General features: G+C 38.4%; 21 protein-coding genes, 11 tRNA genes, 1 rRNA gene and 2 riboswitches. Of the genes, 4 read left to right on the plus strand and 29 right to left on the minus strand.

What is annotated here, in order from left to right; all coding sequences use genetic code 11:
* The 13 genes from BKP35_RS05815 to BKP35_RS05875 all read right to left on the minus strand — a co-directional run.
* A 16S ribosomal RNA gene (locus BKP35_RS05815) occupies positions 1-324 on the minus strand; the annotation flags it as partial.
* A 310-nt stretch (positions 325-634) separates the two neighbouring features.
* A tRNA-Ile gene (locus BKP35_RS05820) sits at positions 635-711 on the minus strand.
* Between the two features lie 29 nt (positions 712-740).
* Positions 741-814: transfer RNA gene (locus tag BKP35_RS05825), tRNA-Gly, on the minus strand.
* A 15-nt stretch (positions 815-829) separates the two neighbouring features.
* Positions 830-906: transfer RNA gene (locus tag BKP35_RS05830), tRNA-Pro, on the minus strand.
* A 21-nt stretch (positions 907-927) separates the two neighbouring features.
* A tRNA-Arg gene (locus BKP35_RS05835) sits at positions 928-1,001 on the minus strand.
* A gap of 11 nt (positions 1,002-1,012) precedes the next feature.
* A tRNA-Leu gene (locus BKP35_RS05840) sits at positions 1,013-1,098 on the minus strand.
* A 53-nt stretch (positions 1,099-1,151) separates the two neighbouring features.
* A tRNA-Leu gene (locus BKP35_RS05845) sits at positions 1,152-1,235 on the minus strand.
* A gap of 17 nt (positions 1,236-1,252) precedes the next feature.
* Positions 1,253-1,328: transfer RNA gene (locus BKP35_RS05850), tRNA-Asp, on the minus strand.
* Between the two features lie 10 nt (positions 1,329-1,338).
* A tRNA-Val gene (locus tag BKP35_RS05855) sits at positions 1,339-1,414 on the minus strand.
* 60 nt (positions 1,415-1,474) lie between these two features.
* Positions 1,475-1,549 (minus strand) — tRNA-Glu (locus tag BKP35_RS05860).
* A gap of 8 nt (positions 1,550-1,557) precedes the next feature.
* Positions 1,558-1,648, minus strand: a tRNA-Ser gene (locus tag BKP35_RS05865).
* Positions 1,649-1,653: 5 nt separating this feature from the next.
* Positions 1,654-1,728, minus strand: a tRNA-Asn gene (locus BKP35_RS05870).
* Between the two features lie 136 nt (positions 1,729-1,864).
* Complete coding sequence (locus BKP35_RS05875) at positions 1,865-2,332, minus strand: SprT family protein (RefSeq protein WP_071312456.1); 468 nt, start codon at positions 2,330-2,332, stop codon at positions 1,865-1,867.
* Between the two features lie 369 nt (positions 2,333-2,701).
* Between BKP35_RS05875 and cmpA the strand changes: the two genes are divergently transcribed.
* Positions 2,702-2,842 (plus strand): cortex morphogenetic protein CmpA, encoded by a 141-nt coding sequence (gene cmpA / locus BKP35_RS19130; protein ID WP_139192812.1) that lies wholly within the window; start codon positions 2,702-2,704, stop codon positions 2,840-2,842.
* An 84-nt stretch (positions 2,843-2,926) separates the two neighbouring features.
* Here cmpA and BKP35_RS05880 read toward each other — a convergent pair whose 3' ends face one another.
* From BKP35_RS05880 to acpS, 15 genes are all read right to left on the minus strand, one after another.
* A complete protein-coding gene (locus BKP35_RS05880; protein ID WP_071312457.1) occupies positions 2,927-5,104 on the minus strand; it encodes a Tex family protein in 2,178 nt (725 codons plus the stop codon).
* 423 nt (positions 5,105-5,527) lie between these two features.
* Positions 5,528-6,133, minus strand: a complete 606-nt coding sequence (locus BKP35_RS05885) for a SpoIIE family protein phosphatase (RefSeq protein WP_071312458.1) — start codon at positions 6,131-6,133, stop codon at positions 5,528-5,530.
* Position 6,134: 1 nt separating this feature from the next.
* Entirely contained in the window at positions 6,135-6,920 is a 786-nt protein-coding gene (sigB, locus tag BKP35_RS05890; RefSeq protein ID WP_071312459.1) for an RNA polymerase sigma factor SigB, read from the minus strand.
* On the minus strand, positions 6,880-7,341 hold the full coding sequence (gene rsbW, locus BKP35_RS05895) for an anti-sigma B factor RsbW (protein WP_071312537.1): 462 nt from the start codon (positions 7,339-7,341) through the stop codon (positions 6,880-6,882). Before rsbW ends, sigB begins: the two co-directional genes overlap by 41 nt.
* 23 nt (positions 7,342-7,364) lie before the next feature.
* Positions 7,365-7,697 (minus strand): STAS domain-containing protein, encoded by a 333-nt coding sequence (locus BKP35_RS05900; protein ID WP_071312460.1) that lies wholly within the window; start codon positions 7,695-7,697, stop codon positions 7,365-7,367.
* Between the two features lie 48 nt (positions 7,698-7,745).
* On the minus strand, positions 7,746-8,759 hold the full coding sequence (locus BKP35_RS05905; protein WP_071312461.1) for a PP2C family protein-serine/threonine phosphatase: 1,014 nt from the start codon (positions 8,757-8,759) through the stop codon (positions 7,746-7,748).
* A gap of 13 nt (positions 8,760-8,772) precedes the next feature.
* Positions 8,773-9,171 (minus strand): anti-sigma regulatory factor, encoded by a 399-nt coding sequence (locus BKP35_RS05910; RefSeq protein WP_071312462.1) that lies wholly within the window; start codon positions 9,169-9,171, stop codon positions 8,773-8,775.
* Between the two features lie 2 nt (positions 9,172-9,173).
* Positions 9,174-9,530: an STAS domain-containing protein gene (locus tag BKP35_RS05915; RefSeq protein WP_071312463.1), complete on the minus strand. Its 357-nt coding sequence runs from the start codon at positions 9,528-9,530 to the stop codon at positions 9,174-9,176.
* 16 nt (positions 9,531-9,546) lie between these two features.
* A complete protein-coding gene (locus tag BKP35_RS05920) occupies positions 9,547-10,368 on the minus strand; it encodes an RsbT co-antagonist protein RsbRA (RefSeq protein ID WP_071312464.1) in 822 nt (273 codons plus the stop codon).
* Positions 10,369-10,617: 249 nt separating this feature from the next.
* The gene (locus BKP35_RS05925; RefSeq protein ID WP_071312465.1) at positions 10,618-10,968 is read right to left on the minus strand and encodes a type II toxin-antitoxin system PemK/MazF family toxin; all 351 of its coding nucleotides are present in this window, start codon (positions 10,966-10,968) and stop codon (positions 10,618-10,620) included.
* A gap of 3 nt (positions 10,969-10,971) precedes the next feature.
* Complete coding sequence (locus tag BKP35_RS05930; RefSeq protein WP_169819149.1) at positions 10,972-11,247, minus strand: CopG family ribbon-helix-helix protein; 276 nt, start codon at positions 11,245-11,247, stop codon at positions 10,972-10,974.
* A gap of 154 nt (positions 11,248-11,401) precedes the next feature.
* Positions 11,402-12,562 carry an alanine racemase gene (alr, locus tag BKP35_RS05935; protein ID WP_245741888.1) on the minus strand — a complete coding sequence of 387 codons (1,161 nt, stop codon included), beginning with the start codon at positions 12,560-12,562 and terminating at the stop codon, positions 11,402-11,404.
* A 239-nt stretch (positions 12,563-12,801) separates the two neighbouring features.
* The gene (locus BKP35_RS05940; protein ID WP_071312468.1) at positions 12,802-13,827 is read right to left on the minus strand and encodes a LolA family protein; all 1,026 of its coding nucleotides are present in this window, start codon (positions 13,825-13,827) and stop codon (positions 12,802-12,804) included.
* A gap of 68 nt (positions 13,828-13,895) precedes the next feature.
* Positions 13,896-15,422 (minus strand): NAD(P)H-hydrate dehydratase, encoded by a 1,527-nt coding sequence (locus tag BKP35_RS05945; protein WP_337959634.1) that lies wholly within the window; start codon positions 15,420-15,422, stop codon positions 13,896-13,898.
* A 393-nt stretch (positions 15,423-15,815) separates the two neighbouring features.
* A complete protein-coding gene (acpS, locus tag BKP35_RS05950) occupies positions 15,816-16,175 on the minus strand; it encodes a holo-ACP synthase (RefSeq protein ID WP_071312470.1) in 360 nt (119 codons plus the stop codon).
* 401 nt (positions 16,176-16,576) lie between these two features.
* Between acpS and BKP35_RS05955 the strand changes: the two genes are divergently transcribed.
* Positions 16,577-17,326 carry a rhomboid family intramembrane serine protease gene (locus BKP35_RS05955; protein ID WP_071312471.1) on the plus strand — a complete coding sequence of 250 codons (750 nt, stop codon included), beginning with the start codon at positions 16,577-16,579 and terminating at the stop codon, positions 17,324-17,326.
* A gap of 919 nt (positions 17,327-18,245) precedes the next feature.
* On the opposite strand, the gene BKP35_RS05960 is transcribed toward BKP35_RS05955, so the two are convergent.
* The gene (locus tag BKP35_RS05960; RefSeq protein ID WP_071312472.1) at positions 18,246-18,575 is read right to left on the minus strand and encodes a DUF2325 domain-containing protein; all 330 of its coding nucleotides are present in this window, start codon (positions 18,573-18,575) and stop codon (positions 18,246-18,248) included.
* Between the two features lie 167 nt (positions 18,576-18,742).
* Positions 18,743-18,909: riboswitch (M-box (ykoK) riboswitch) on the plus strand.
* A 256-nt stretch (positions 18,910-19,165) separates the two neighbouring features.
* Here BKP35_RS05960 and mgtE point away from each other — a divergent pair.
* Both mgtE and BKP35_RS05975 read left to right on the plus strand, forming a co-directional pair.
* Complete coding sequence (gene mgtE, locus BKP35_RS05970) at positions 19,166-20,536, plus strand: magnesium transporter (RefSeq protein ID WP_071312474.1); 1,371 nt, start codon at positions 19,166-19,168, stop codon at positions 20,534-20,536.
* Positions 20,537-20,542: 6 nt separating this feature from the next.
* Positions 20,543-20,706, plus strand: a riboswitch (M-box (ykoK) riboswitch).
* Between the two features lie 92 nt (positions 20,707-20,798).
* Positions 20,799-21,512, plus strand: coding sequence for an MgtC/SapB family protein (locus tag BKP35_RS05975; RefSeq protein WP_071312475.1), 714 nt, complete (start codon positions 20,799-20,801; stop codon positions 21,510-21,512).
* Positions 21,513-21,529: the final 17 nt, after the last annotated feature.

Consider the following 21,529-nt stretch of genomic DNA (forward strand, 5'->3'; position numbering starts at 1 on the left):
CAGTGTGGCCGATCACCCTCTCAGGTCGGCTACGCATCGTCGCCTTGGTAAGCCGTTACCTTACCAACTAGCTAATGCGCCGCGGGCCCATCCCGTAGTGTTAGGTAAACCCAACTTTTACTTTAGAACCATGAAGTTCCAAAGATTATCCGGTATTAGCTTCGGTTTCCCGAAGTTATCCCAGTCTACAGGGCAGGTTGCCCACGTGTTACTCACCCGTCCGCCGCTAAGTTTTAAAAGCAAGCTTTTAAAACTCCGCTCGACTTGCATGTATTAGGCACGCCGCCAGCGTTCGTCCTGAGCCAGGATCAAACTCTCCATAAAAGTGTTTGATATAGCTCAAAAAAAATAAAAATTCATTGACGAGATATTACTATCTCTTTAATTCGCTTGGCTGTGTGTTCAGTTTTCAAAGGACGATCAGGTAATTTAAAAGCTTCCATCGTTCACCTTATTTGGTTCCTCGACCTTTTTGCTTCTAAATTCCCTCGTTGTTTTTTGCAACAAGAACTTTATTATATCAGAATAACTTTCTCGCGTCAACAACATTTTTTTAAATTATTTTGTCACCATTTAAGCGACTTGATCAGTATAACATCTTTAAAATAAATAAGTCAACACTTTTATTTTAAGATGGTGGGCCTAAGTGGACTCGAACCACCGACCTCACGCTTATCAGGCGTGCGCTCTAACCAGCTGAGCTATAGGCCCATATAATATTGCTTGTCCAACAATAAACTTGGAGCGGGTGATGAGAATCGAACTCACGACCAGAGCTTGGAAGGCTCTTGTTTTACCACTAAACTACACCCGCATTTAATTACAACAATGGTCGGGAAGACAGGATTTGAACCTGCGACCCCCTGGTCCCAAACCAGGTGCTCTACCAAGCTGAGCCACTTCCCGATATAGTAATGAAATTAAGAGCGCGCCCTGAGAGATTCGAACTCCCGACCTTTTGATTCGTAGTCAAACACTCTATCCAGCTGAGCTAAGGGCGCATGTTGTATCTTGGTGCGGCCGAGAGGACTCGAACCTCCACGGGGTAACCCCCACTAGCCCCTCAAGCTAGCGCGTCTGCCATTCCGCCACGACCGCATTATATAAACAGTAGACAATGAAGACCTCAAAAAACTTTTGAAAATAAAAAATGGTGCGGGTGAAGGGACTCGAACCCCCACGTCAAAGACACTAGATCCTAAGTCTAGCGCGTCTGCCAATTCCGCCACACCCGCATTTTTTATTGTATATATGGCGGACCCGACCGGGGTCGAACCGGCGATCTCCTGCGTGACAGGCAGGCATGTTAACCACTACACCACGGGTCCGCATATTTAATGGTGGAGGATGACGGGATCGAACCGCCGACCCCCTGCTTGTAAGGCAGGTGCTCTCCCAGCTGAGCTAATCCTCCATTTTACACTTATGAGTATTGCGTCACTTTCTTTTCAAATCTACTTAATGAAAATTTAAGTGGTGACCCGTACGGGATTCGAACCCGTGTTACCGCCGTGAAAGGGCGGTGTCTTAACCACTTGACCAACGGGCCAAAATAAATGGCGGAGAAGGAGGGATTTGAACCCTCGCGCCGCTTACACGACCTATACCCTTAGCAGGGGCACCTCTTCAGCCACTTGAGTACTTCTCCAAAATTGGCTCCACAGGTAGGACTCGAACCTACGACCGATCGGTTAACAGCCGATTGCTCTACCACTGAGCTACTGTGGAATATTCTGTTTCGACTTAGATAAGTCTAACTTGTTTTATTAATTTTGTCAATAAGTTTTTCAGCCTCGAAATTTAGCAACATTGTGCTCAACTCGTTTTGGCGACTTTTATAATTTAACACATCCATTTTTCAGAGTCAACTTTTTTTGAGAGTTTTCACTTTCCTTATTTTCCCTTTACACTTACCACAAACATATCTGTTCGTATCAATAGCTCTTTTCCTATTAAACTGTGTACCACACGAAGTACAACTATATACATGTAATGTTTTACTTTCTCGCCTTTGGCCCGGAATAACATCACAGTATTTCGTGCCACCTACTTTGGCCAATAGTTGTTGAAAGTCTTTATCTATATGACGATACCCACGTTTTTGAATATGAAGATGGTAATGACATAATTCATGCTTAACAATGCCGACCAAAGCATCAACACCGTGATAGTGTAATTGCTTGGGGTTAATCTCTATATCATGAGAGCCCAGCAAGTACCTCCCCCCAGTAGTTCTTAGCCTGCCATTAAATTTAGCATTATGTTTAAAGGGTAAGTTAAAGAAGTTTAACGAAATTTCTTCAACTAGTTTTTGTAATTCGTGATCCTTCATAAAAATAGATCTCCTTATTTTTGCTTTCAATTATTGAATTTACATTATGCAATATCAGTACCTCTATCAGAACCTCTTAGCTATACAGTGTATTACTAACCAAAATACTTTTTCTCTTTAACTTGTAAAGCATAACCAATAACTTATAAAAAACGTTCAACAATGACAACCATTCCTTCATATACTAATCATACTAACACAATTATATTTTTCTATAAAAGCTAAAACACTCTACTTAACTAACCCTAACATCTCGAACATTTAACCTCAAAAATCCGAAACAAATTCCAAAAATCAAAAACAATAACCGAAGCGTTGGATTATTAATTAAAAAATCAAACCATACCAAAGAAGAAAGGGGGACTTCCGATGCCTGACTGGCTGCAAAAACAACTTAAAAATGCTTTTCGCGAGAAAAACCTACACCAAATTCGTCTTTTAAATCAATGCTGGTACTACTATTATCGGAGGTATGAACCAGAAGAGGTTTCAAAAAAACGAACAAAATAAATACACACAAAATTGCTTTATAACTAAAGCGCCCGTGACTATACATCACAAAGTGAAGTCACGGGCAATTACAACCAATTAACGTTATGATAATTGCTTTTCTGGTTGAAGCATGGTTAAAGCAATTCGCTGCTTTTTAATATCAACGGAATCTACCCAAACTGTTACAACATCTCCCACTGAAACGACTTCCATCGGATGTTTAACAAAACGATTTGTTAGTTTCGAAATATGGACAAGTCCGTCTTGCTTAACCCCGATATCGACAAATGCCCCAAAGTCGACAACATTACGGATTGTCCCTTGAAGTTCCATTCCAGTTTGTAAATCTTCTAACTGTAATACATCTTTTTTCAGTAATGGCGTTGCCACTTCATCACGCGGGTCACGTCTAGGACGGATAAGGGCGTCAATAATATCTTGCAATGTCGGCACCCCGATTCCTAACTCCTCGGCCATTTCCCGTACATTCAATTGTTTTAGCTTTTCACTTAACTCATCTGAACCGATCTGTTCTGTAGATGCTCCTACTTCCTTTAATATCTTTTTCGTTTCTTTGTAGCTTTCAGGGTGAATTCCAGTTTGGTCTAATGGTTCAGCACCATCTATTACTCTTAAGAAACCGATACATTGCTCATACGTTTTTGCACCTAAGCGTGGAATTTTCTTTAGTTGCGATCGATTTGAAAACTTCCCTTCCTCTTCACGTTTCTTCACTATATTATTAGCAACCGTCTTAGATAATCCTGAAACATATTGTAAAAGCGAACTTGACGCCGTATTTACATTCACACCTACTTGGTTTACAACAGTCTCAACGACAAATGTTAATTGATCATTCAGTTTCGATTGAGTCACATCATGTTGGTATTGCCCTACCCCTACCGATTTCGGATCAATCTTCACTAATTCTGCCAAAGGATCTTGTAACCTTCTTGCAATCGAAATTGCACTGCGCTCTTCAACTTGTAAGTCAGGGAATTCTTCTCTCCCTAATGGCGAAGCAGAATATACACTCGCTCCCGCTTCATTAACAATTAAGTAATAAACTTCTTTTTCTACTTCTTTAATTACATTCGCTATGAATTGTTCTGTTTCCCTTGATGCCGTGCCATTTCCGACCGCTACTACTTCAATGTCAAATTTCTTAATTAATTCAAGGACGGCCTGCTTCCCTTTTTCAATTTCATTTTTCGGTGGAGTAGGATAAATCACGGCTATGTGAAGAACTTTCCCTGTTTCATCTACGACCGCTAACTTACAACCTGTTCGATAAGCAGGGTCTACTCCTAATACTACTCTTCCTTTTAAAGGCGGTTGTAACAATAAATTTCGTAGGTTTTCTGAAAAAATATGTATTGCTTGGTCCTCTGCTTTTTCCGATAGTTCCTTACGAATTTCACGTTCAATCGAAGGTTCAATTAGCCGTTTATAACTGTCACCCACTGCCTCTTCAATATGAGAAGTTACCGGTGAACTTGACTGTTTAATATACTTTCTGCCAATAAGACTAATAATTTTGTCTAATGGAGGTAACAGAGAAACTTTTATTACCCCTTCTTTTTCTCCACGATTAAGCGCTAAAATTCGATGAGGAACGATCTTTCCAACGTGTTCTTCATATTCGTAATACATTTCAAAGACGCCTTTTTCATCTTTTTCTTTATCTTTAACTGAAGATGAGAGCCTACCTTCTTTAAACGTCATATGACGAACTTTTTGGCGAATTTCAGGGTCATCAGAAATCCATTCTGCAATTATATCTTTCGCACCTGAAAGCGCATCTTCAACTGAATTTACTTCTTTTTCTTCGGAGATATATTCACTAGCTACTTTCTCAACATCCCCCTCACTCGGAAATGAGATCAACCATTGCGCTAAAGGCTCTAGCCCTTTTTCCTTAGCTACAGTAGCACGAGTTCGGCGCTTTTGTTTATACGGCCGGTATAAATCTTCCACTTCTTGAAGCTTTGTTGCTTTTAAAATTTTGCCGTGAAGTTCTTCTGTTAGCTTATCTTGCTCTTGTATAAGACGAACAACTTCTTCTTTTCTCGTTTCTAAATTGTTTATGTATGTCCATCTGTCGACGATCGTTCTAATTTGCACTTCATCGAGAGAGCCCGTTAACTCTTTTCGGTACCTCGCAATGAACGGAACCGTATTTCCTTCTTCAATTAATGAAACAACATTTTGAATAACTTTACTCGAAAAAGATGTTTCTTTACTAAGTAGCTGTAACATACTTTGTCTTTTCTCTTCCATTTAACAAACACCATCTTCCTTCAATATCTATGAAAAGTGTAAACACAACTATAAGAATTAAAACCCCTTTAGGTACGACACTTTCCCTTATAAAACTTTAAGCACGGTATCTATTTTATAGTTTCTTACAGTAAAAATAAAGACGACTTACTAATAAGCCGTCTTACATACAAAACCATGGTGACGATTTACTCGTCTCAATCTAATATGGAAAAGGCGGATGATTTCCTTCTCTTCGCGGTGAAGCTACTGACCTCAATCACATCATGTCACGCTTCTTAGCATAGGCATCGTGAGGCTTTGCGACGAGTACACGCAGGAGCAACTTCTGGCGAATCTCAGAAGCTCGTTCACGAAATCATCCACATTTTTTCATACAAAACCGTCAAGACAATGCATTAGCACATCTTTGTTTGAGTATTTCTAATCTAAAATATCTCCGACCAAAAAGGTGATATCGTCTTCTTTTAGCGTTGCTCTTTCTTTCACAAAGTCAATTACACGTGAAACCGGAACTTCTTTAGCAATTACATCATGCAATGAGGTAGGTAATTCAATACCATCAGTAAAAAGAACAAACCTCATTCCCTTATCATAGGGAATGCACTGGGTAGTAAATGATGATTTCCTCCCGCAAAGAAAACCTCGCTTCGGTATCGTCCTAGTCAAAATGCCGTTAGTTGTATAAAAAATACAATTAATATTCCCCGTATTACTATAAATAATTTCTTTATTAATAAAATCAACTTTTACAATCGACAGCACGACGCCTCGTTTATTTAGTAACAATTCATTACAGCGATCCATTAAAAAAACAAGTGGCTCATGATGATTTTCTCTAATATATGAAATCACTAATTGTGAAGCATTATGCGCTAATTGACCACTACCGAGACCATCCGAAATTGCACAAATAAAGTATTCATCTGTTTCAATACAAAAAAAGGCATCTCCACACCAAGCATTATTGTTTTTTGCTTCTTGAAAGGAAGCAATTTCTACATAATTATATAGTTTTGATTCAATCATATCATAAACACTCCGAAGACTTTACCGGTAACGATTCTTTTAGTTTTTCTAAAGCTTTTCTTTGTAAGCGTGAGACGTGCATTTGCGAAATCCCCAGTTTTTCACCGGTTTCCTTTTGGCTTAGCTCTTCATAGAAAGTACAATATAAGATTTGTTTTTCCCTGTCTGTTAATACCGAAAATGCTTTTTCAATTAACAGTTGCTGATCTGTCTTTTCATACCCCGTGTCAGTGGCGCCAACTAAATCTAATAATGTTACCGCTCCACCTTCTTGATCAGCTTCAATTGAACGATCTACAGATAGAGCCTGATAGCTTTTCGACATCTCCATCGTCTCTAACACTTCTTCTTCAGACACACCCAAAAAACTTGCAATCTCAGCTACTTTTGGGGAGCGTTGTAATTCCGTCGTTAATTTCTCTACAGCATTTTTAATTTTAGGTCCAAGTTCTTTTATTCTCCTCGGAACATGAACACTCCACGTTTTATCTCGTAAATATCTTTTTATTTCTCCGATAATTGTCGGCACTGCATAAGATTCAAAACTTCTCCCAAATGTCGGATCAAACCTTCTTAATGCCGCTAAAAGCCCAATCATTCCTACTTGGATTAAATCATCATCATACTCTCTACCTTTGGAAAACTTTTTAGCTAACGTATGGACTAAACCTTCGTATTTTTTTACAAGTTGCGTTTGAACCTCTTCCGATTTCGTTTGTTGAAATTCAATAATTAAATCTTCTACACTATTGTCGATCAGTGGTTGTTGCTGAGATCCCTCCGGCATTCTGTTCCACCTCACCTCTTTGTAGAAACTTCGTCATAATGATGATCACGCCATTATCATTATTTATTTCTACCTTATCCATTAATGTATCAATGAGAAATAATCCTAGACCACCCTCTTTTAACTGAGTCACAGGTTTATCCGTGCTAATAGGGCCTACATTATCCTTTAACACATCAACAGACGCACTTTGTCCACGGTCTGCAACCATAACCTCTAACCGATCTTCATAAACACCACAACCAATCGTCATTTGACCTTCCTCAGCCTCATAGGCGTGGTTGACTACATTCGTACACGCTTCGACAACTGCAATTTTGATGTCTTCAATGTCATCATACGTGTACCCTAATCGATTAGCGATCCCAGATATCGTTAAGCGAATAACACCAACATATTCAGGTTTTGCCGGTACTTTCATCTCAATAAAATCCGATGTTTGATTCACTTCGCTTCCTCCCTCTCACTATCTTCGATGTCAATAATTTCATCCAACCCAGTAATATTAAAAAGTCTTCTAACTCGCTCAGCCATCCCAGTCAGTTTCATAGAACTTTCATGGTTATGTGTTGATTTTAAAGCGCCAATAAAAATCCCTAAACCAGTACTGTCAATATAATTAACATCGGAAAAATTGACGATCACTTCATTCCCTTTTTGCGCCGTTAAAGGAAGTAAAGTCTGTTTAAGTTTTTCGGATGTATAAACATCAATTTCTCCTTGAAGAAACAAATATTCTTTTCCTTCTTTTTCAATGTGATTAATTTCTAAATTCATTATTACCCTCCTCATTCACACTTTTTATATACCACAAGGTTTAATGTTTTAAACTTCTCGTCTTAAAATCATTAATGTAAAATCATCTTGTAATTGAAAGTTCTGGAATTGCTCTAATTCAGAATATACATTTTCAACAATTTCTTGTGCTGATAAATGCTCATACTTACGAATAATTTCCGTAAGTTCACTTCTTTCGATAAAGCCACTTTCCGCTCTACATTCAGTTACTCCATCTGAAAGAAGAATGATTAAATCTCCAGGAGACAATTTTTGTTCATACTCTTTAAATACCGCTTTCTTCATTACACCAAGAACTAGGCCCTTTGTATTTAAATCAACAAACTGCCTGGAGCTGTGATTGTAATAAAATCCGGGCTCGTGCCCCGCCCCTGAATACTGAAATTTATGCTCTTTTAAATCATATGAGCCATAAATCATCGTTATAAACATATTCGAACTGATATTTTGTTCGACAACTCTATTTAAATTTTCAAGTAACGCACTTGGTTGCAAGCGTTGTTCCGGCAAGCTGTCGATGGCGTACTTAATCATCGACATGCTTAATGCAGCAGGAACCCCTTTTCCGATGATATCGGCTACCGCTATACCAATATGGTCATTGCCGTCTTCAATAAAATGATAATAATCCCCACTCACAACATCTGCGGCAACTGTTTTAATGCCAATGTCTAATACCGGGCTTTTAGGGATACGCTTCGGAAGTAGTTCTTGTTGCATTTGGGCAGCAACAGCTAATTCGGATTCCAACTGCTGTTGACGATCTCTTAAACTTTGGTGTTCCCTATAAGCTAAACCGTACCCAACCATTACTTCTAGAAGAAAATCATTCGCCTCCAACACTTCTGAAGGCAAATCCGGAATCAACTCCCGGGCTACAACTACATGAAGATTGACCATTTCCTCAGGTGTCATATTTTCCTTTATTAATTGTCTAGAAAACTGTTGAGCTTCGTATAAGGCGTGCTCACTACCTGTATGCAAATACCCTTCAAGAATCGATTTATACATTTCCTGTAAACTAACGTCGGTTTTCTCCATACTCCTCCCCTTTCTAACGGAGCCATTTCACCGCGTGAATTTTCGTGCCTTCACCTTCTTTAGAGTCGATAAGAAATTCATCCATTAGCCGCTTCACACCAGGTAACCCTGCTCCTAACCCACCTGATGTTGTATATCCATCTTCCATAACTCTTCGTAAGTCCTTTATTCCTGGACCGTTATCAGAAGCAGAAACTTTCACTCCTACTTTATTAGCTTCGACGACTTTTTCGATACAGATTTCACCGACTTTAGCATATAAATATATATTTCTAGCAAGCTCTGAAATCGCCGTCGTAATTCTTGCTTGATCAACAGACCCGAAGCCAACTTCCTTGGCGATCGTCCTACCAGCTTGTCTTGCAGCAACAATGCTCCATTCACTTCTAACTTCGACACAGGTTTGGGACATCTCTATCCCTCCAGTTCCTGTTGTAATTTTTCCAAGCCTTGTTCTAAATCAAGAGCGGTAGGAACTCCGTGCATTAAAATCCCCATATCAACTAGAGTAATCGCGACCGCTGGTTGAATGCCCGTTAAGACAACCTTTGCCCCCATTAAATTGGACATATCAACAACGTCACCTAACACTTTCGCAATAAACGAATCGATAAAATCGACCGACGTAAGATCGATCACGACACCGCGAGATCCTTCTTCATGTATTTTATTCAAAATATCTTCTTGAAATTGTAACGCCGTTTGATCATCTAGTTCAATTTGAACAGAAACTAGTAAATATTCTTTTAATTTCAAAATAGGTATTCTCATTCTTACCTCTCCTTCACTAGTTTTCTATCTTAACAATCTTTTTTTGAGTCATTTCTAAGGCACTAGCGATCCCTTTTTTCAACGTACTTTTCGTTGGGAATTTCGATAAATCAATCCCTAAGTTAACAATCGTTTGAGCAATTTCTGGTCGAATGCCTACTAAAATGCAATCCGCACCTACTAACCGAACCGCTTCAGATGCTTGAATAATATGGTTAGCTACCATCGTGTCAACGACCGGAACTCCCGTTATATCAATAAGTACAACTTGTGAGCGGTGCTCAATAACTCCATTTAATAAGTTTTCCATAATTAACTTTGCTCTTTCTGTATCGATCGTTCCAATAAGAGGCATCACACTAATATGTTCAAATACTGGAATGAGCGGGGCTGACAATTCTTTTAACGCCATCTTTTGTAAAAATACAGTGTTCTCCCAAGAACCAGAGTATTCATTTACTAACGTATTAACAATTTCATCTACCCAACTCTCAACTTCATAATAAATCTCGAAATCTCCTTTACCTTCTTGATCTTCAAATAATGTATCTAAAATCACTTTTCTAAATGTTTGCAAACCTCTCGTTAAATACGACAACGGCCATCCGAGTTGGATCAGTCTTTCTGTAAATCCGCTCAATTGCTCATCACAAGATTCTTGCCCCTGACCGACAGCATTTAAAATAATTTCAACAAATTCTTTATTCGTATTCGTATATACGTGATCAGAGATATTCTCTAAATGATGTTCCCTTCTTACTTCCTCAACTTTCTTTAACCAATCTTCACTAATAATTTCCCTCTTTGTTTCAATAAGCTTCGCAACAGAAGGCTTCATTTTTTTCTCTCCTCTCAAACTGTTTCTATTATTATTTCATTTATGCTAGTTTGATGCAAAGAAATTGGCGATTTCTATATTACTTGACTACTTTAGACACATGTATCAAATTTGATAAATACTCAATTTCTCTCGTCTATTTTTATTTTATCAGAAAAATCTGACTTTAGTTTCAAACAAATAAAAAAAGTTGCTCTTTTATCTTTAGCAACTTTCCTTATCATTCGTATGCATTTATTGCTTTGAACGCTAAAAATCAATAAGTCCTAGACTAATTTGTAACGCCTCATTCACTCTCGTCATCATATCCTCATCAAGGTGAGTGATTTTATCTGTCAGACGTTGCTTATCAATCGTACGAACTTGCTCTAATAAGATTACCGAATCGCGATCAAAACCATAACGCTTTGCACTAATTTCTACATGTGTTGGTAGTTTCGCCTTCTGGATCTGAGCTGTAATTGCTGCGACGATGACTGTTGGGCTAAAACGATTTCCGATATCATTTTGAATGATGAGGACAGGCCTTACTCCCCCTTGCTCCGAACCAACAACTGGTGAGAGGTCAGCAAAATAAACGTCGCCACGTTTTACAATCAAAATCTACACCCCACTAACTAGGCGGTCTAGTGTGTGTTCAGCTTCCTCCTCAGCAAGAAAAGCTTCTGAAGCAATATTTAAATTAATTTTGGCCATTTCCATGTAACCTTGTTGCATCGTTTCTCTGATTTGCCGCTTCTTTTTCTCACGAAGATATGCTTTTGTAGCTTGGTGAATAAATTCACTTCGGTTTACATTTTCTCGTTTGATCAAGCCATCAACCTCATTTAATAAATGTTGTGGTAAGCTTACCGTGATTCTCTTTGTGTTATCAGACACAAAAACACCTCCAACGTACACCTACAACTCAATTTTAATTATATCCATCATTAATCATAGCATTACCTTTACCGTTTTGCAAAGACCTATCTTGTTTCTCTCACGATAAATATTCGCCAAAATTGTGTTTCATTCCTGCTAATTCAAGCTTTTTTTAAAAAACTTCGTTGTTAATTGTAATAATTTCCCCATTCTTCATAAAAACTCGCGGCACACGATAACTAATCATGCATGGTATTTCGTAATTGATCGTCCCGAGGCGAGTAGCTACCTCATCAACGGAGATCATCTCACCGTTTTGTTTTCCAATCAAAGTTGCCTCGGTCCCGATAGCAACCTTCTTATCCAACTTTACCATCATTTGATCCATACATACCCTACCAACGATTGGTGCCCTTTGACCATCGACAAGGACATAGCCATTATTGCTGTTTTGACGAAGCCAGCCATCTGCATAACCAACCGGGATTGTCGCAATCCATTCTTGACCCTCTGCTTTATAGGTTGCCCCATAACTAATTCCTTCATTACTACTAATTTCTTTCACATGAATTATTTTGCTTTTAAGTGAAAATGCCTGTTTCAACGAAAAGGGAATTTCATCTTCAATCTCCTTAGATGGAGTTAGACCATACATGGAAATCCCTACTCTTGCCATCGTAAACATTTTCGAAGGAAAACGGATCGTCGCTGCACTATTTCCACAGTGAATGTAAGGTACTTCTACATCATTATCCTTCAACCATTCAAGCATATCGAGAAAACGATTATACTGCATATGAAAGTAGTCTAAACCTTTTTCATCAGCTGTCGCAAAATGCGTATATACACCTTCCAACACAAATTGTTGATCATTTTTTATGCAATCAATAACAGCTTTTCCTTCATTTTTCGATCTTATTCCAATCCTACCCATCCCAGTGTCAATTTTCAAATGAAACGAACAAATAAGGTCTGATTGAAGGTATTGTTTCGCTTCTTTTAACCATTCTTCTTGAAAAATCGTTAAAGCGATATTGTTTTGGGCAGCAAAATTGATATCACTTGGTCTCACCCAACCAAGAACTAAAATCGGAGCATTGATACCTTGTTTTCTTAAAGCAATTGCTTCATCTAAAATAGCAACTCCTAAATAATGTGCTCCAGCATCCAATGCCGTTTTTGCAACATGAACAGCTCCGTGACCATAACCATTCGCTTTCACCGCCGCCATAACTTTTACATCTTCTGGCAGCGCCTTTTTTATATTTTTAACGTTAATTTCTATCGCATCAAGATCGATCTCTACCCACGTATCCCGATAAAATAAATTCAAGTTTTCCAACAAAGGGCACTCCTTTTCCCACGAACTAAACTTCATATATATATGATAATCATAATGCCCTGATACCGATTGTCAATAAAGAAGTGCAAAATAAGAACTGTTAATTTTTTCACAGGATACGTTAAGTTTAATCTTGATGGACCAAAACGCTCGAGAAGCTAAGCGCTGTACCTAGACAGTAAAAAAACAGACCCCAAAGCTAAACTTGGGGTCTATAGTTGCTAGTTTAATTATTTCACTTGTGTACCGTAGACTGATTTTGCGATCGACATCATCTCTTCCGTACTCATATCTTGTGAAGCTAAGAAGAAGTCGACTCCTTCATAAGACCAATTTACTGAACTTACTTGCCCATCGCTAGATAGCGCACCAATGGTAAAACCTAAATCAACAGGCTCACCATCAGTAATGTGCATCGGTGTGCTCGCTTGCCTTACTCGACTTCGTTGTTGAATTAGTGTGAAGTTTTTATCACCTGTGTATGATAAGACAATTCGCTTACCATCTTCAATGTCTACTTCTTCTGATTCATTTAACATTGTTCCATCTGGAACATACATCGGGAACAGTGGCGTTAGTGGCTCGTCACTTTCTCCTGCCATCGCCGGAAGACTTTCTAATTGTGCCCCAGTCATATTGCGATCCATGTCAAAGTCGCCGTCGTTAAAGCTAGCATTTAACTTAAAGTCTTTGAAATCAACCGTTACTAACACTTTTAACTCAACATCCATAATTTTTACTGATACAGGCGTTAAGTCTTTTTTGCTAAGTGTGATTTCTTGCTGTTGTAAGTTTTTATTTGTGTAGTTTGTTTTTGTTTGGAAAATATAATAATCATCTGTTGCTGTAAACGTTCTTTCAGGATCCATTAAAATGTCATTGACAATAGATTCGTATAAGTATACTTGGCTGTTGTTTTCTGGCCAGTCACTTTGGAAACGAAAGCTTTTATTTAAAGCAGGTGTTAAAACGAATACCCCTTCATCATTTCTTAAGATAATTTGGCTTTGTTCTTTTTGAGCATTGTTTAAAGCGACACGATAATAGCTCGGTTGCATATGCCAAATTTCTACCTCGTACTGTTGAGGCTCTTTTCCTGTCTCTAATGTCATCATTGCCTCAGCTTTATAGCCAGACATGTCTTTTATTTTATTCCCAAGCTCTTCGATGATATCTTCCTGTGTTTTCTCGCCGCAAGCTGTCAACACCCCTAGAAGTAATATGAACGAGAACATAAGTGCAATTGTTTTTTTCATCCATTCTCAACCCCTTTGTCTCATTTAGACGACAAAGGAGGGAATTCTATCGGTAGTTGCGATAACGGTTAAAATCGATCCAAAACTTGTGGCATAATCTCAACTAAATCAGAAGCGAGAACGCTTAACGGACTAAAACCGTGACTAGTTAAGATATCCGCTGCTTTACCATGAAGAAATGCAGCATTACTAATGGCAGGTTGTAAATCTTGTTGTTGCATCACTAAAGCTAACACCATTCCAGTGAGCACATCACCAGAACCACCTTTTGCAAGAGCACTGTTTCCAGTTGGATTAATAAACTGATTTCCAGTTGGTGTTGTAACAATCGTATTAGGACCTTTCAACAGAAGGTAGACACCGTGTTGCATCGCAAACTGCTTAGAAAGAGAAAACCGATTTTCTTCAACCGTTTTGATACTCTCATTTATTAAGAAAGCAAATTCTCCCGAGTGAGGGGTTAAAATGGTGGCCCCTCCTCGTGTTCGTAACGTTGAAATGTAACGCTTTAAATAATAAAGTCCATCTGCATCAATGATGATCGGCTTTTGAAAATCCGTTAATAGTGTTTTTAAAAAGCTACCGGTATTATTTCTACCAATCCCTGGCCCTACTGCAATCGCATCGTACCTGTCTTTTAGTTGCTTATCAGAAAGATGGGTATCATTAATCTCACCATTTTTTGATGAACAAAGGTGAAAAGTCGCTTCAATGATTTGACTTGCAACAACTTCATGAGCTACATCAGGTATCGCTAATGTAACTAGCCCAGCACCTAAGCGGTGGCATGCTTTTGTCGTTAAAACTGGTGCCCCAGTCATCGTTTTTGAGCCGGCAATAATCAGCGCTTTTCCATGACTTCCCTTATGTGATGATGGCTTTCTTACCGGCAACGTACGTTTTACATCTTTTTCTGTCCATAAGAAGCGTTCGTTAGAAATCTCGTTAATGGCTAGCCTAGGAATGCCTATATCCACAACCGAAAGTTCACCATAATACTCTCTAGCTGGATACGTAAAAGCACTAAGTTTCGGACATTGAAGTGTGACAGTATAAGTTGCTTTAATCGCCTCTTCTACCTCACAAACTTCACTTGAAGGCAATCCACTCGGTAGATCGACAGAAATTACGGTACGATCTAACTTATTCACCGCCGGGATAATCTCCTTATACGGTGAACGTAACGAACCACGAATTCCTGTTCCGAGCAACGCATCAATCAAGTACGTGCAGCTAGTTAACTTTTCTAAAAAATGTTCATATGTGAAGTTTTCAAAATTTAATATTTGATAGCCACACTTTGCGAACACTTCCATATGGTATTTTGCCGTGCCTTTTACCTTTTCTAAAGGAGGAATTAGCCAAACATCAACTTGGTATCCCTTTTCTAACAAAGACCTAGAAATAACAAAACCATCACCACCGTTATTTCCAACACCAATGAGTACAGCTACTCGATCTGTTTTCTTTTCTAACAATGGTAATATACAATTAACAAAAGCAAGACCTGCGTTTTCCATTAGTAATTCTTCTTTTAACCCGATTTCTTCAATGGCATAGCGATCGATTTGGTGCATTTCCTCACCCGTTACCACATTCAAAATAGTTCCCTCCTATCCGCACTACCACTATATGAGACTGTCCCACACAATATGCAGACTAGCATGACAAGCGTGTAAAAAATTTAGTTTTGAGTTTTGAATTTTGAGTGTTGAGTTTTGAGTTTTGAGTTTTGAGTTGCTTGGGTTAAGCTTTGATGATTTGTTTTGAGTTTTGAGTTGAACTTCGATGGTTGCTGGTGACTTCGAGTTGGTTGAAAGCATTATTATGTAGTTTATTGAAGGGTTTTACGCTCGACAATACACCACTTACGAAGAAATTTACAACTATAAGGAATATAACCAACCACAACTCCTTAGTTATCTATGCTAAATTTCCGGAAATCTCCTGGAAGTTTAACCCACAAATAACTCAAAACTCAACACTCTTCACTCACAACTCTCAATAACGACATTCGCCACGGCATATTCTTTGCTGTGAGAAATTGAAAGGTGAATTTGGCCAACTTCTGTATTACACTTCAGTATCGGCTTGCCGTTTTCATCAGGTATGATTTCAACGTCCTGCCATGATAAATTTTTGCCAATGCCTGATCCTACAGCTTTCGCAAAGGCTTCTTTAGCAGCAAAACGTCCAGCTAGAAACTCCACCTTTCTTGTTTCAGATAACTTATGAAAATAGCTTTGCTCTTTATTAGTTAAAATTCTGTCTACAAAGCTTTTATGTCTATGTATAGCAGCTTCAATTCTTTTTAATTCTACAATATCAATGCCAATTCCTTTGATCATAAAGATGCGTACTCCATTCTATAAATTAATTCAATCTTGAGATCATTTTTTATTCAAAACGCCAGTGACGGTGTAAAGTCATCAATTAACATGGAAAATGTCGGTCGCTTTTCTCTCGCTTCGCTTTAAACTTCTATCGACTTTTAGAGGCTCGATCAAGAAAAGCGACCGAGCATTCTTTTTACACATAAAGCTATAATGATAGGTTTTTCCATAACCACCTACAATAAAAAATTGAGTGCCTTCCTATCCAACTTTTACAATCTTTTTTTCATTTTATCATAATGGTTGTCATAGGATAAAAATAACAATGATTATTCATTTCATCACCAATTGTTTCTATTGGGTCATGACTTTATGCTAAAATAGTAGTATTCTAAATGAAAATTAGGTGATAAAAAATGTTTGTGAGAAATGAAAGTTTCGGTTCGTTTATACGCTCTTACCAAATAGTTTCTGGACTTGTAGCTATTCATCTCATTTTGTTTTTATGGATGTCTATTTTCCGACCTCTAGGTGGAGACCTCATCTTTTTACTTGGAGTTGGACATAATTTATCAATTGCTCAAGGCGAAGTATGGCGACTAGTTACGCCAATATTTATGCACGTTTCCGCAGGACACTTTTTATTTAATTCATTTTCGCTAGTGTTATTCGGTCCAGCTTTAGAAAGACAGTTAGGTAAAGTACGATTTATTACTGTTTATTTATTAGCAGGGATTGCTGCTAACATTGCTACTTATTATATAGGTGGCCTCGGTTATCCACCGCATCTGGGAGCTTCAGGAGCTATCTTTGGGCTATTTGGAATTTACGCCTATATGGTCCTTTACCGTAAAGATTTAATTGATCAAGACAACTCTCAAGTAGTAATGACGATCCTAGTCATCGGGTTAATTATGACGTTCGTTAATCCACGAATTAATATTTATGCTCATATTTTTGGGCTTATTGCCGGTGCTGCTCTCGCTCCAATTTTCTTATATAAATTGAAGAGATTTGTTCCAAAATATCGGCACGTATTTGACCAAGATGAAGTTACGTTCAATCCAAACCGTTGGAAAAAACGTCGCTTAAGCCCTGCTATGAAACAGAAGTTACTTTGGGCTGCGTTTATTCTCTTTGTTATAATAGGGGTTATTTATAGGTAAATAGAAATGAATTGAGGGATGGCTGGACGCCATCCTTTTTTGTTTGGGGAATTTTTGGGTTTGGGTTGGTGGTGCGGAGTGGGGGTGATGTGCAGTAATTCGCACTCGCTCGATAGTATGCATTATGGGGAGAGTGTGCTGTAGTTGGGTTCCTTATCGGGTCAAGCACGCGAGAAGATCTCGCGTTACCTTTTGGTGAGTGTAACGTTTCGTTCGGGCACGCGAGAAGGTCTCGCGTTTCCTTTTGGTTGATGTGACGCTTTGTTCGGGCGCGCGAGAAGGTCTCGCGTTTCCTTTTGTGTGAAGTAGCGCTTTGTTCGGGCACGCGAGAAGGTCTCGCGTTCCCTTTTAGTTGATGTGACGCTTTGTTCGGGCGCGCGAGAAGGTCTCGCGTCACCTTTTGGGTGATGTGACGCTTTGTTTGGGCGCGCGAGAAGGTCTCGCGTTACCTTTTAGCTAATGTAGAGTACGATTAGGGCACTTAGACTAAGGTTAAGTGGCCGAACTTGAGCGACAACATTGAATTCAGGCACTTACACTAATTTGCACATCAACCCCTGTTTTACTGCACAGTCCCCCCATAATGCGCGATACCGAGAAATTTCGAACTAAAACGCACTCCCCCCATACTATAAAACAGCCGTCACACCTTTATATAACGCTGTTTCCGTATTAATTGTTGCTTTTCAAATTAACTGTTATTACATGTAATTTCAAGGGTTGGCATCTTTTCGTTTTCTGTAACAACAATAATCCCATTAAAACAAGTCATTTATAACCTAATTTATAGTAAAAGCAACAATCTTTACGAAAAGAGCCTTATATAAAAAGAAAAACAGATGGTACAATACCACCTGGATTAAAGCCTTCATTTGAATTTGCAATTCCGTTTAACTACCTTCAAAAAATACATTGTTCATTAGTTAGCCTTCTTCATTTTCACACATTGGGCATGATGTGGACAAAGCGTTTCACACTTTGATAGAGCTTGGTGTATTGAACACCATGATCTTTTAGCATAATAAATTGGGACCAATGCTTCTTGAGCTTTCTTTTTGACTACTTTTGCGAGGTTGTGATTAATAAAATCTGTTAATACCAAAACCGAATCTATACCTTCTGGAATATCTCTTTTTACTTGTCGTACCTTGCGACCATTTATATGAATAATTTCGTTGATCCCGAGTTCCTCTAACTTCCCTGGAATATTCCCTAAATTATCCGCGCCTACAATTAATAAAGATTTCATAATGATTGTCACCTACTTTTATCGTCGTTTTCTTATTTTCATTTTAATTGATAACGATTATCAATGTCAACACTTTATTTAAGAAGAGTTTGACAATTCAATTTCATTTTTAAAATAAAAATAGGGTTGACAGATTTCCCAAAAACCTTTAAAGTCTTCCTTAGAATTAAATACCTCGTTAGGTGAGGCTCCTGTGCTGGAGATACGCTGCTGCCCAAAAATGTCCAAAGACGCCAATGGGTCAACAGGAACTATCGAATTAAGGTGGTTCTTAATGTAGCTGGATTTGATCCTATGCCGCACAGTGCTAAAGCTCTACGAATGGAGGAAAAAACTTCTTTGTCTTGCCTTTTTTGGCAAGCAAGCTATTTTTGTTGTGCATTTAAAGCACCTTCATTCGTTGAAGGTGTTTTTTCACGTTTAAATTATTATGGGGGTGGGGAAATGGATAGTGACTCGGATAGTAGGAAAACTTCATCGGTGGTCATCAAAAACTTTATGTTAAAACACACTATGAATAAGAAACTAGGAATTCCATTTCTACATCCCAGATGGCAGATGTGATGAATTCCTACTAGGAGGAAAGCATCATGGTAAAATTAGACCAACAAAATCGTAAAACTTATACGAATCAAATTATCCAGACTCTTGTGGATCAAAACATGAGTGACTTTAGAGAATTATTTTTTGAGTTACACCCAACAGATCAAATTGAGATTTTAAATTCGGTTACTAAAAAGCAAAGAAGTGCAATTTACAAGTATGTAAAACCGGAAGAATTCGCAGAAATCTTCCAAGGCCTAGAAGTGACAAAACAAAAACTATACATCTCAGAGCTACAACAAAATTATGCAATCGACGTTATTAATAATATGCCGTATGATGATGTCGCTGACTTTTTAGCTGAACTACCAGAGACGACTAAAGACCTTTATTTAAGTAAGATGAATAAAGAAGACTCTGAAGAGGTTATTCAATTACTGAAATACGATGACCAGACAGCTGGGGCGATCATGACGACAGAATACATTTCAGTTTCTTCGACTGATACCGTCGGAAACGTCATGGAACGTATTCGTTTAGAGGCACCAGAAGCTGAAACGATTTATTATCTATATGTGATTGATGAACAGTTAAAATTAGTCGGTGTTCTTTCATTAAGAGATTTGATCGTTTCTTCATTAGATCAAAAAATCGAAGACGTCATGTTAACGAGAGTTCGCTCCGTTGAAACACATACTGATCAGGAAGAAGTAGCTAGAATGATGAAAAAGTACGATTTTCTTGCCGTTCCTGTTACAGCTCAAGGAAAACTTGTCGGTATCGTTACAGTTGACGATATTATGGACGTTGTAGACGAAGAAACAGAAGAAGATTTCGGGGAGATTTCTGCCGCTAGAGGTTCTCTAGACGCTAATATTTCTGCTTTTTCCGCAGCGAAAAAGCGCTCTCCATGGATCATTATGTTAATGTTTTTAGGGCTTGTTACAGCTGGAGTAATCGGAGAATTTGAAGAAACACTAGAAGCAGTTATAATTTTAGCGGCATTCATTCCTTTAATTATGGACTCAGCTGGAAACACTGGTACACAGGCGTTAGCTGTTGTCGTTCGTGGTTTAGCATTAGGAACAGTAGACCGCTCATCCGTCGGGAAGTTATTGAAACGTGAATTCGGAACTGGCTTAATGCTCGGTGTAATTTGTGCAATTACATTATTAATCGTTGTTCCTTTCCTTTATCCAGAAGGTGGCATTATGTTAGCAGCTATCGTTGGGGTATCGTTATTCATTACACTAAGCCTTGCAACGATGGTTGGAGCAATCGTACCATTAATCATTAACAAGCTAAAAATTGACCCAGCCGTTGCATCAGGTCCATTCATTACAACGATCAACGACATCATGGGATTAATTATCTTCTTCTCGATTGCAACAGCATTACTTGATTATTTACCGCAATAAACTAAATAAACGCTTCGTTAGGTGAGGCTCCTGTGTTGGAGATATGCTACTGCCCAGAAATGTCGAGAGACGCCAACGGGTCAACAGGAACTATCGATCAAGGTAGTTTTTAATGTAGCTGGCAAATGTCCTATGCCACACAGTGCTAAAGCTCAACTTGGAAGATATATTAATTGAAATAGTACCTTCTTTTGTTGAGGGTGCTATTTCTTTTTTTGGGGTATGTTATTATTGTACAAATTATTGCTAGAAGGTGGTAAAAATGGTTTTTAATACTGAAATTTTAATCAAACTTTGTATTGCTTTAGTATTCGGAATGTTGATCGGCATCGATCGGCAGTTAAAGCACAAACCACTCGGTTTAAAAACAAGTATGGTCATATGTGTTGCTAGCTGCCTCGTAACGATCGTTTCCATTGAATCATTTTATAAATTCGCTTCACCAACTTTTAATGCCATCGATCCGATGCGATTAGCTGCACAAATCGTTTCAGGCGTCGGTTTTATTGGAGCTGGCGTCATATTACGTAGACAAAATGATGTGATCTCAGGTTTAACTAGTGCAGCAATGATTTGGGCTGCTTCTGGTCTAGGAATTGCTGTAGGTGCCGGTTTTTACTTTCCTGCAAGTGTTGCGGTAACCCTTTTAATAATCGCTGTAAACTTTTTACCTATTTTAATAAAAGCCATTGGTCCTTCAGCACTAAGAGAACGAGATGTTTCGGTTCGAATTGTGATGGAGCCAAATTACCGGATGACTGAACTAATTAAAGCTATCGAGAAAAAAAGCGAAGGTCTCAACAACGAAGAAAAAAGTGAAATAAAAATTCGAAATATAAAGCTGAAAGATATTAAAGACGGTAACCAACAGATTGATTTAACAATCTCTGCTCCGGAAAATAAATATACTACTGAGGTCTATTACTTAATTAAAAAAATCGATCATGTTCTAACAGTTGAAGTAGAACACCTGTAAAAGAAAGGAGGATCTTT

The sequence above is a fragment of the Anaerobacillus arseniciselenatis genome (assembly GCF_001865995.1).
Classification (GTDB): domain Bacteria; phylum Bacillota; class Bacilli; order Bacillales; family Anaerobacillaceae; genus Anaerobacillus; species Anaerobacillus arseniciselenatis.

Coding starts and splice junctions, on each gene's coding strand:
- BKP35_RS05975 (WP_071312475.1), top strand. CDS start 20,799: ATGGTTTTTAATACTGAAATTTTAATCAAACTTTGTATTGCTTTAGTA.
- BKP35_RS05885 (WP_071312458.1), bottom strand. CDS start 6,133: ATGATTGAATCAAAACTATATAATTATGTAGAAATTGCTTCCTTTCAA.
- BKP35_RS05920 (WP_071312464.1), bottom strand. CDS start 10,368: ATGAAGCCTTCTGTTGCGAAGCTTATTGAAACAAAGAGGGAAATTATT.
- acpS (WP_071312470.1), bottom strand. CDS start 16,175: ATGATCAAAGGAATTGGCATTGATATTGTAGAATTAAAAAGAATTGAA.
- mgtE (WP_071312474.1), top strand. CDS start 19,166: ATGGTAAAATTAGACCAACAAAATCGTAAAACTTATACGAATCAAATT.
- BKP35_RS05910 (WP_071312462.1), bottom strand. CDS start 9,171: ATGTCCCAAACCTGTGTCGAAGTTAGAAGTGAATGGAGCATTGTTGCT.
- BKP35_RS05955 (WP_071312471.1), top strand. CDS start 16,577: ATGTTTGTGAGAAATGAAAGTTTCGGTTCGTTTATACGCTCTTACCAA.
- BKP35_RS05875 (WP_071312456.1), bottom strand. CDS start 2,332: ATGAAGGATCACGAATTACAAAAACTAGTTGAAGAAATTTCGTTAAAC.
- sigB (WP_071312459.1), bottom strand. CDS start 6,920: ATGCCGGAGGGATCTCAGCAACAACCACTGATCGACAATAGTGTAGAA.
- BKP35_RS05940 (WP_071312468.1), bottom strand. CDS start 13,827: ATGAAAAAAACAATTGCACTTATGTTCTCGTTCATATTACTTCTAGGG.
- rsbW (WP_071312537.1), bottom strand. CDS start 7,341: ATGAAAGTACCGGCAAAACCTGAATATGTTGGTGTTATTCGCTTAACG.
- BKP35_RS05915 (WP_071312463.1), bottom strand. CDS start 9,530: ATGAGAATACCTATTTTGAAATTAAAAGAATATTTACTAGTTTCTGTT.
- BKP35_RS05900 (WP_071312460.1), bottom strand. CDS start 7,697: ATGAATTTAGAAATTAATCACATTGAAAAAGAAGGAAAAGAATATTTG.
- BKP35_RS05880 (WP_071312457.1), bottom strand. CDS start 5,104: ATGGAAGAGAAAAGACAAAGTATGTTACAGCTACTTAGTAAAGAAACA.
- cmpA (WP_139192812.1), top strand. CDS start 2,702: ATGCCTGACTGGCTGCAAAAACAACTTAAAAATGCTTTTCGCGAGAAA.
- BKP35_RS05905 (WP_071312461.1), bottom strand. CDS start 8,759: ATGGAGAAAACCGACGTTAGTTTACAGGAAATGTATAAATCGATTCTT.
- BKP35_RS05960 (WP_071312472.1), bottom strand. CDS start 18,575: ATGAAATCTTTATTAATTGTAGGCGCGGATAATTTAGGGAATATTCCA.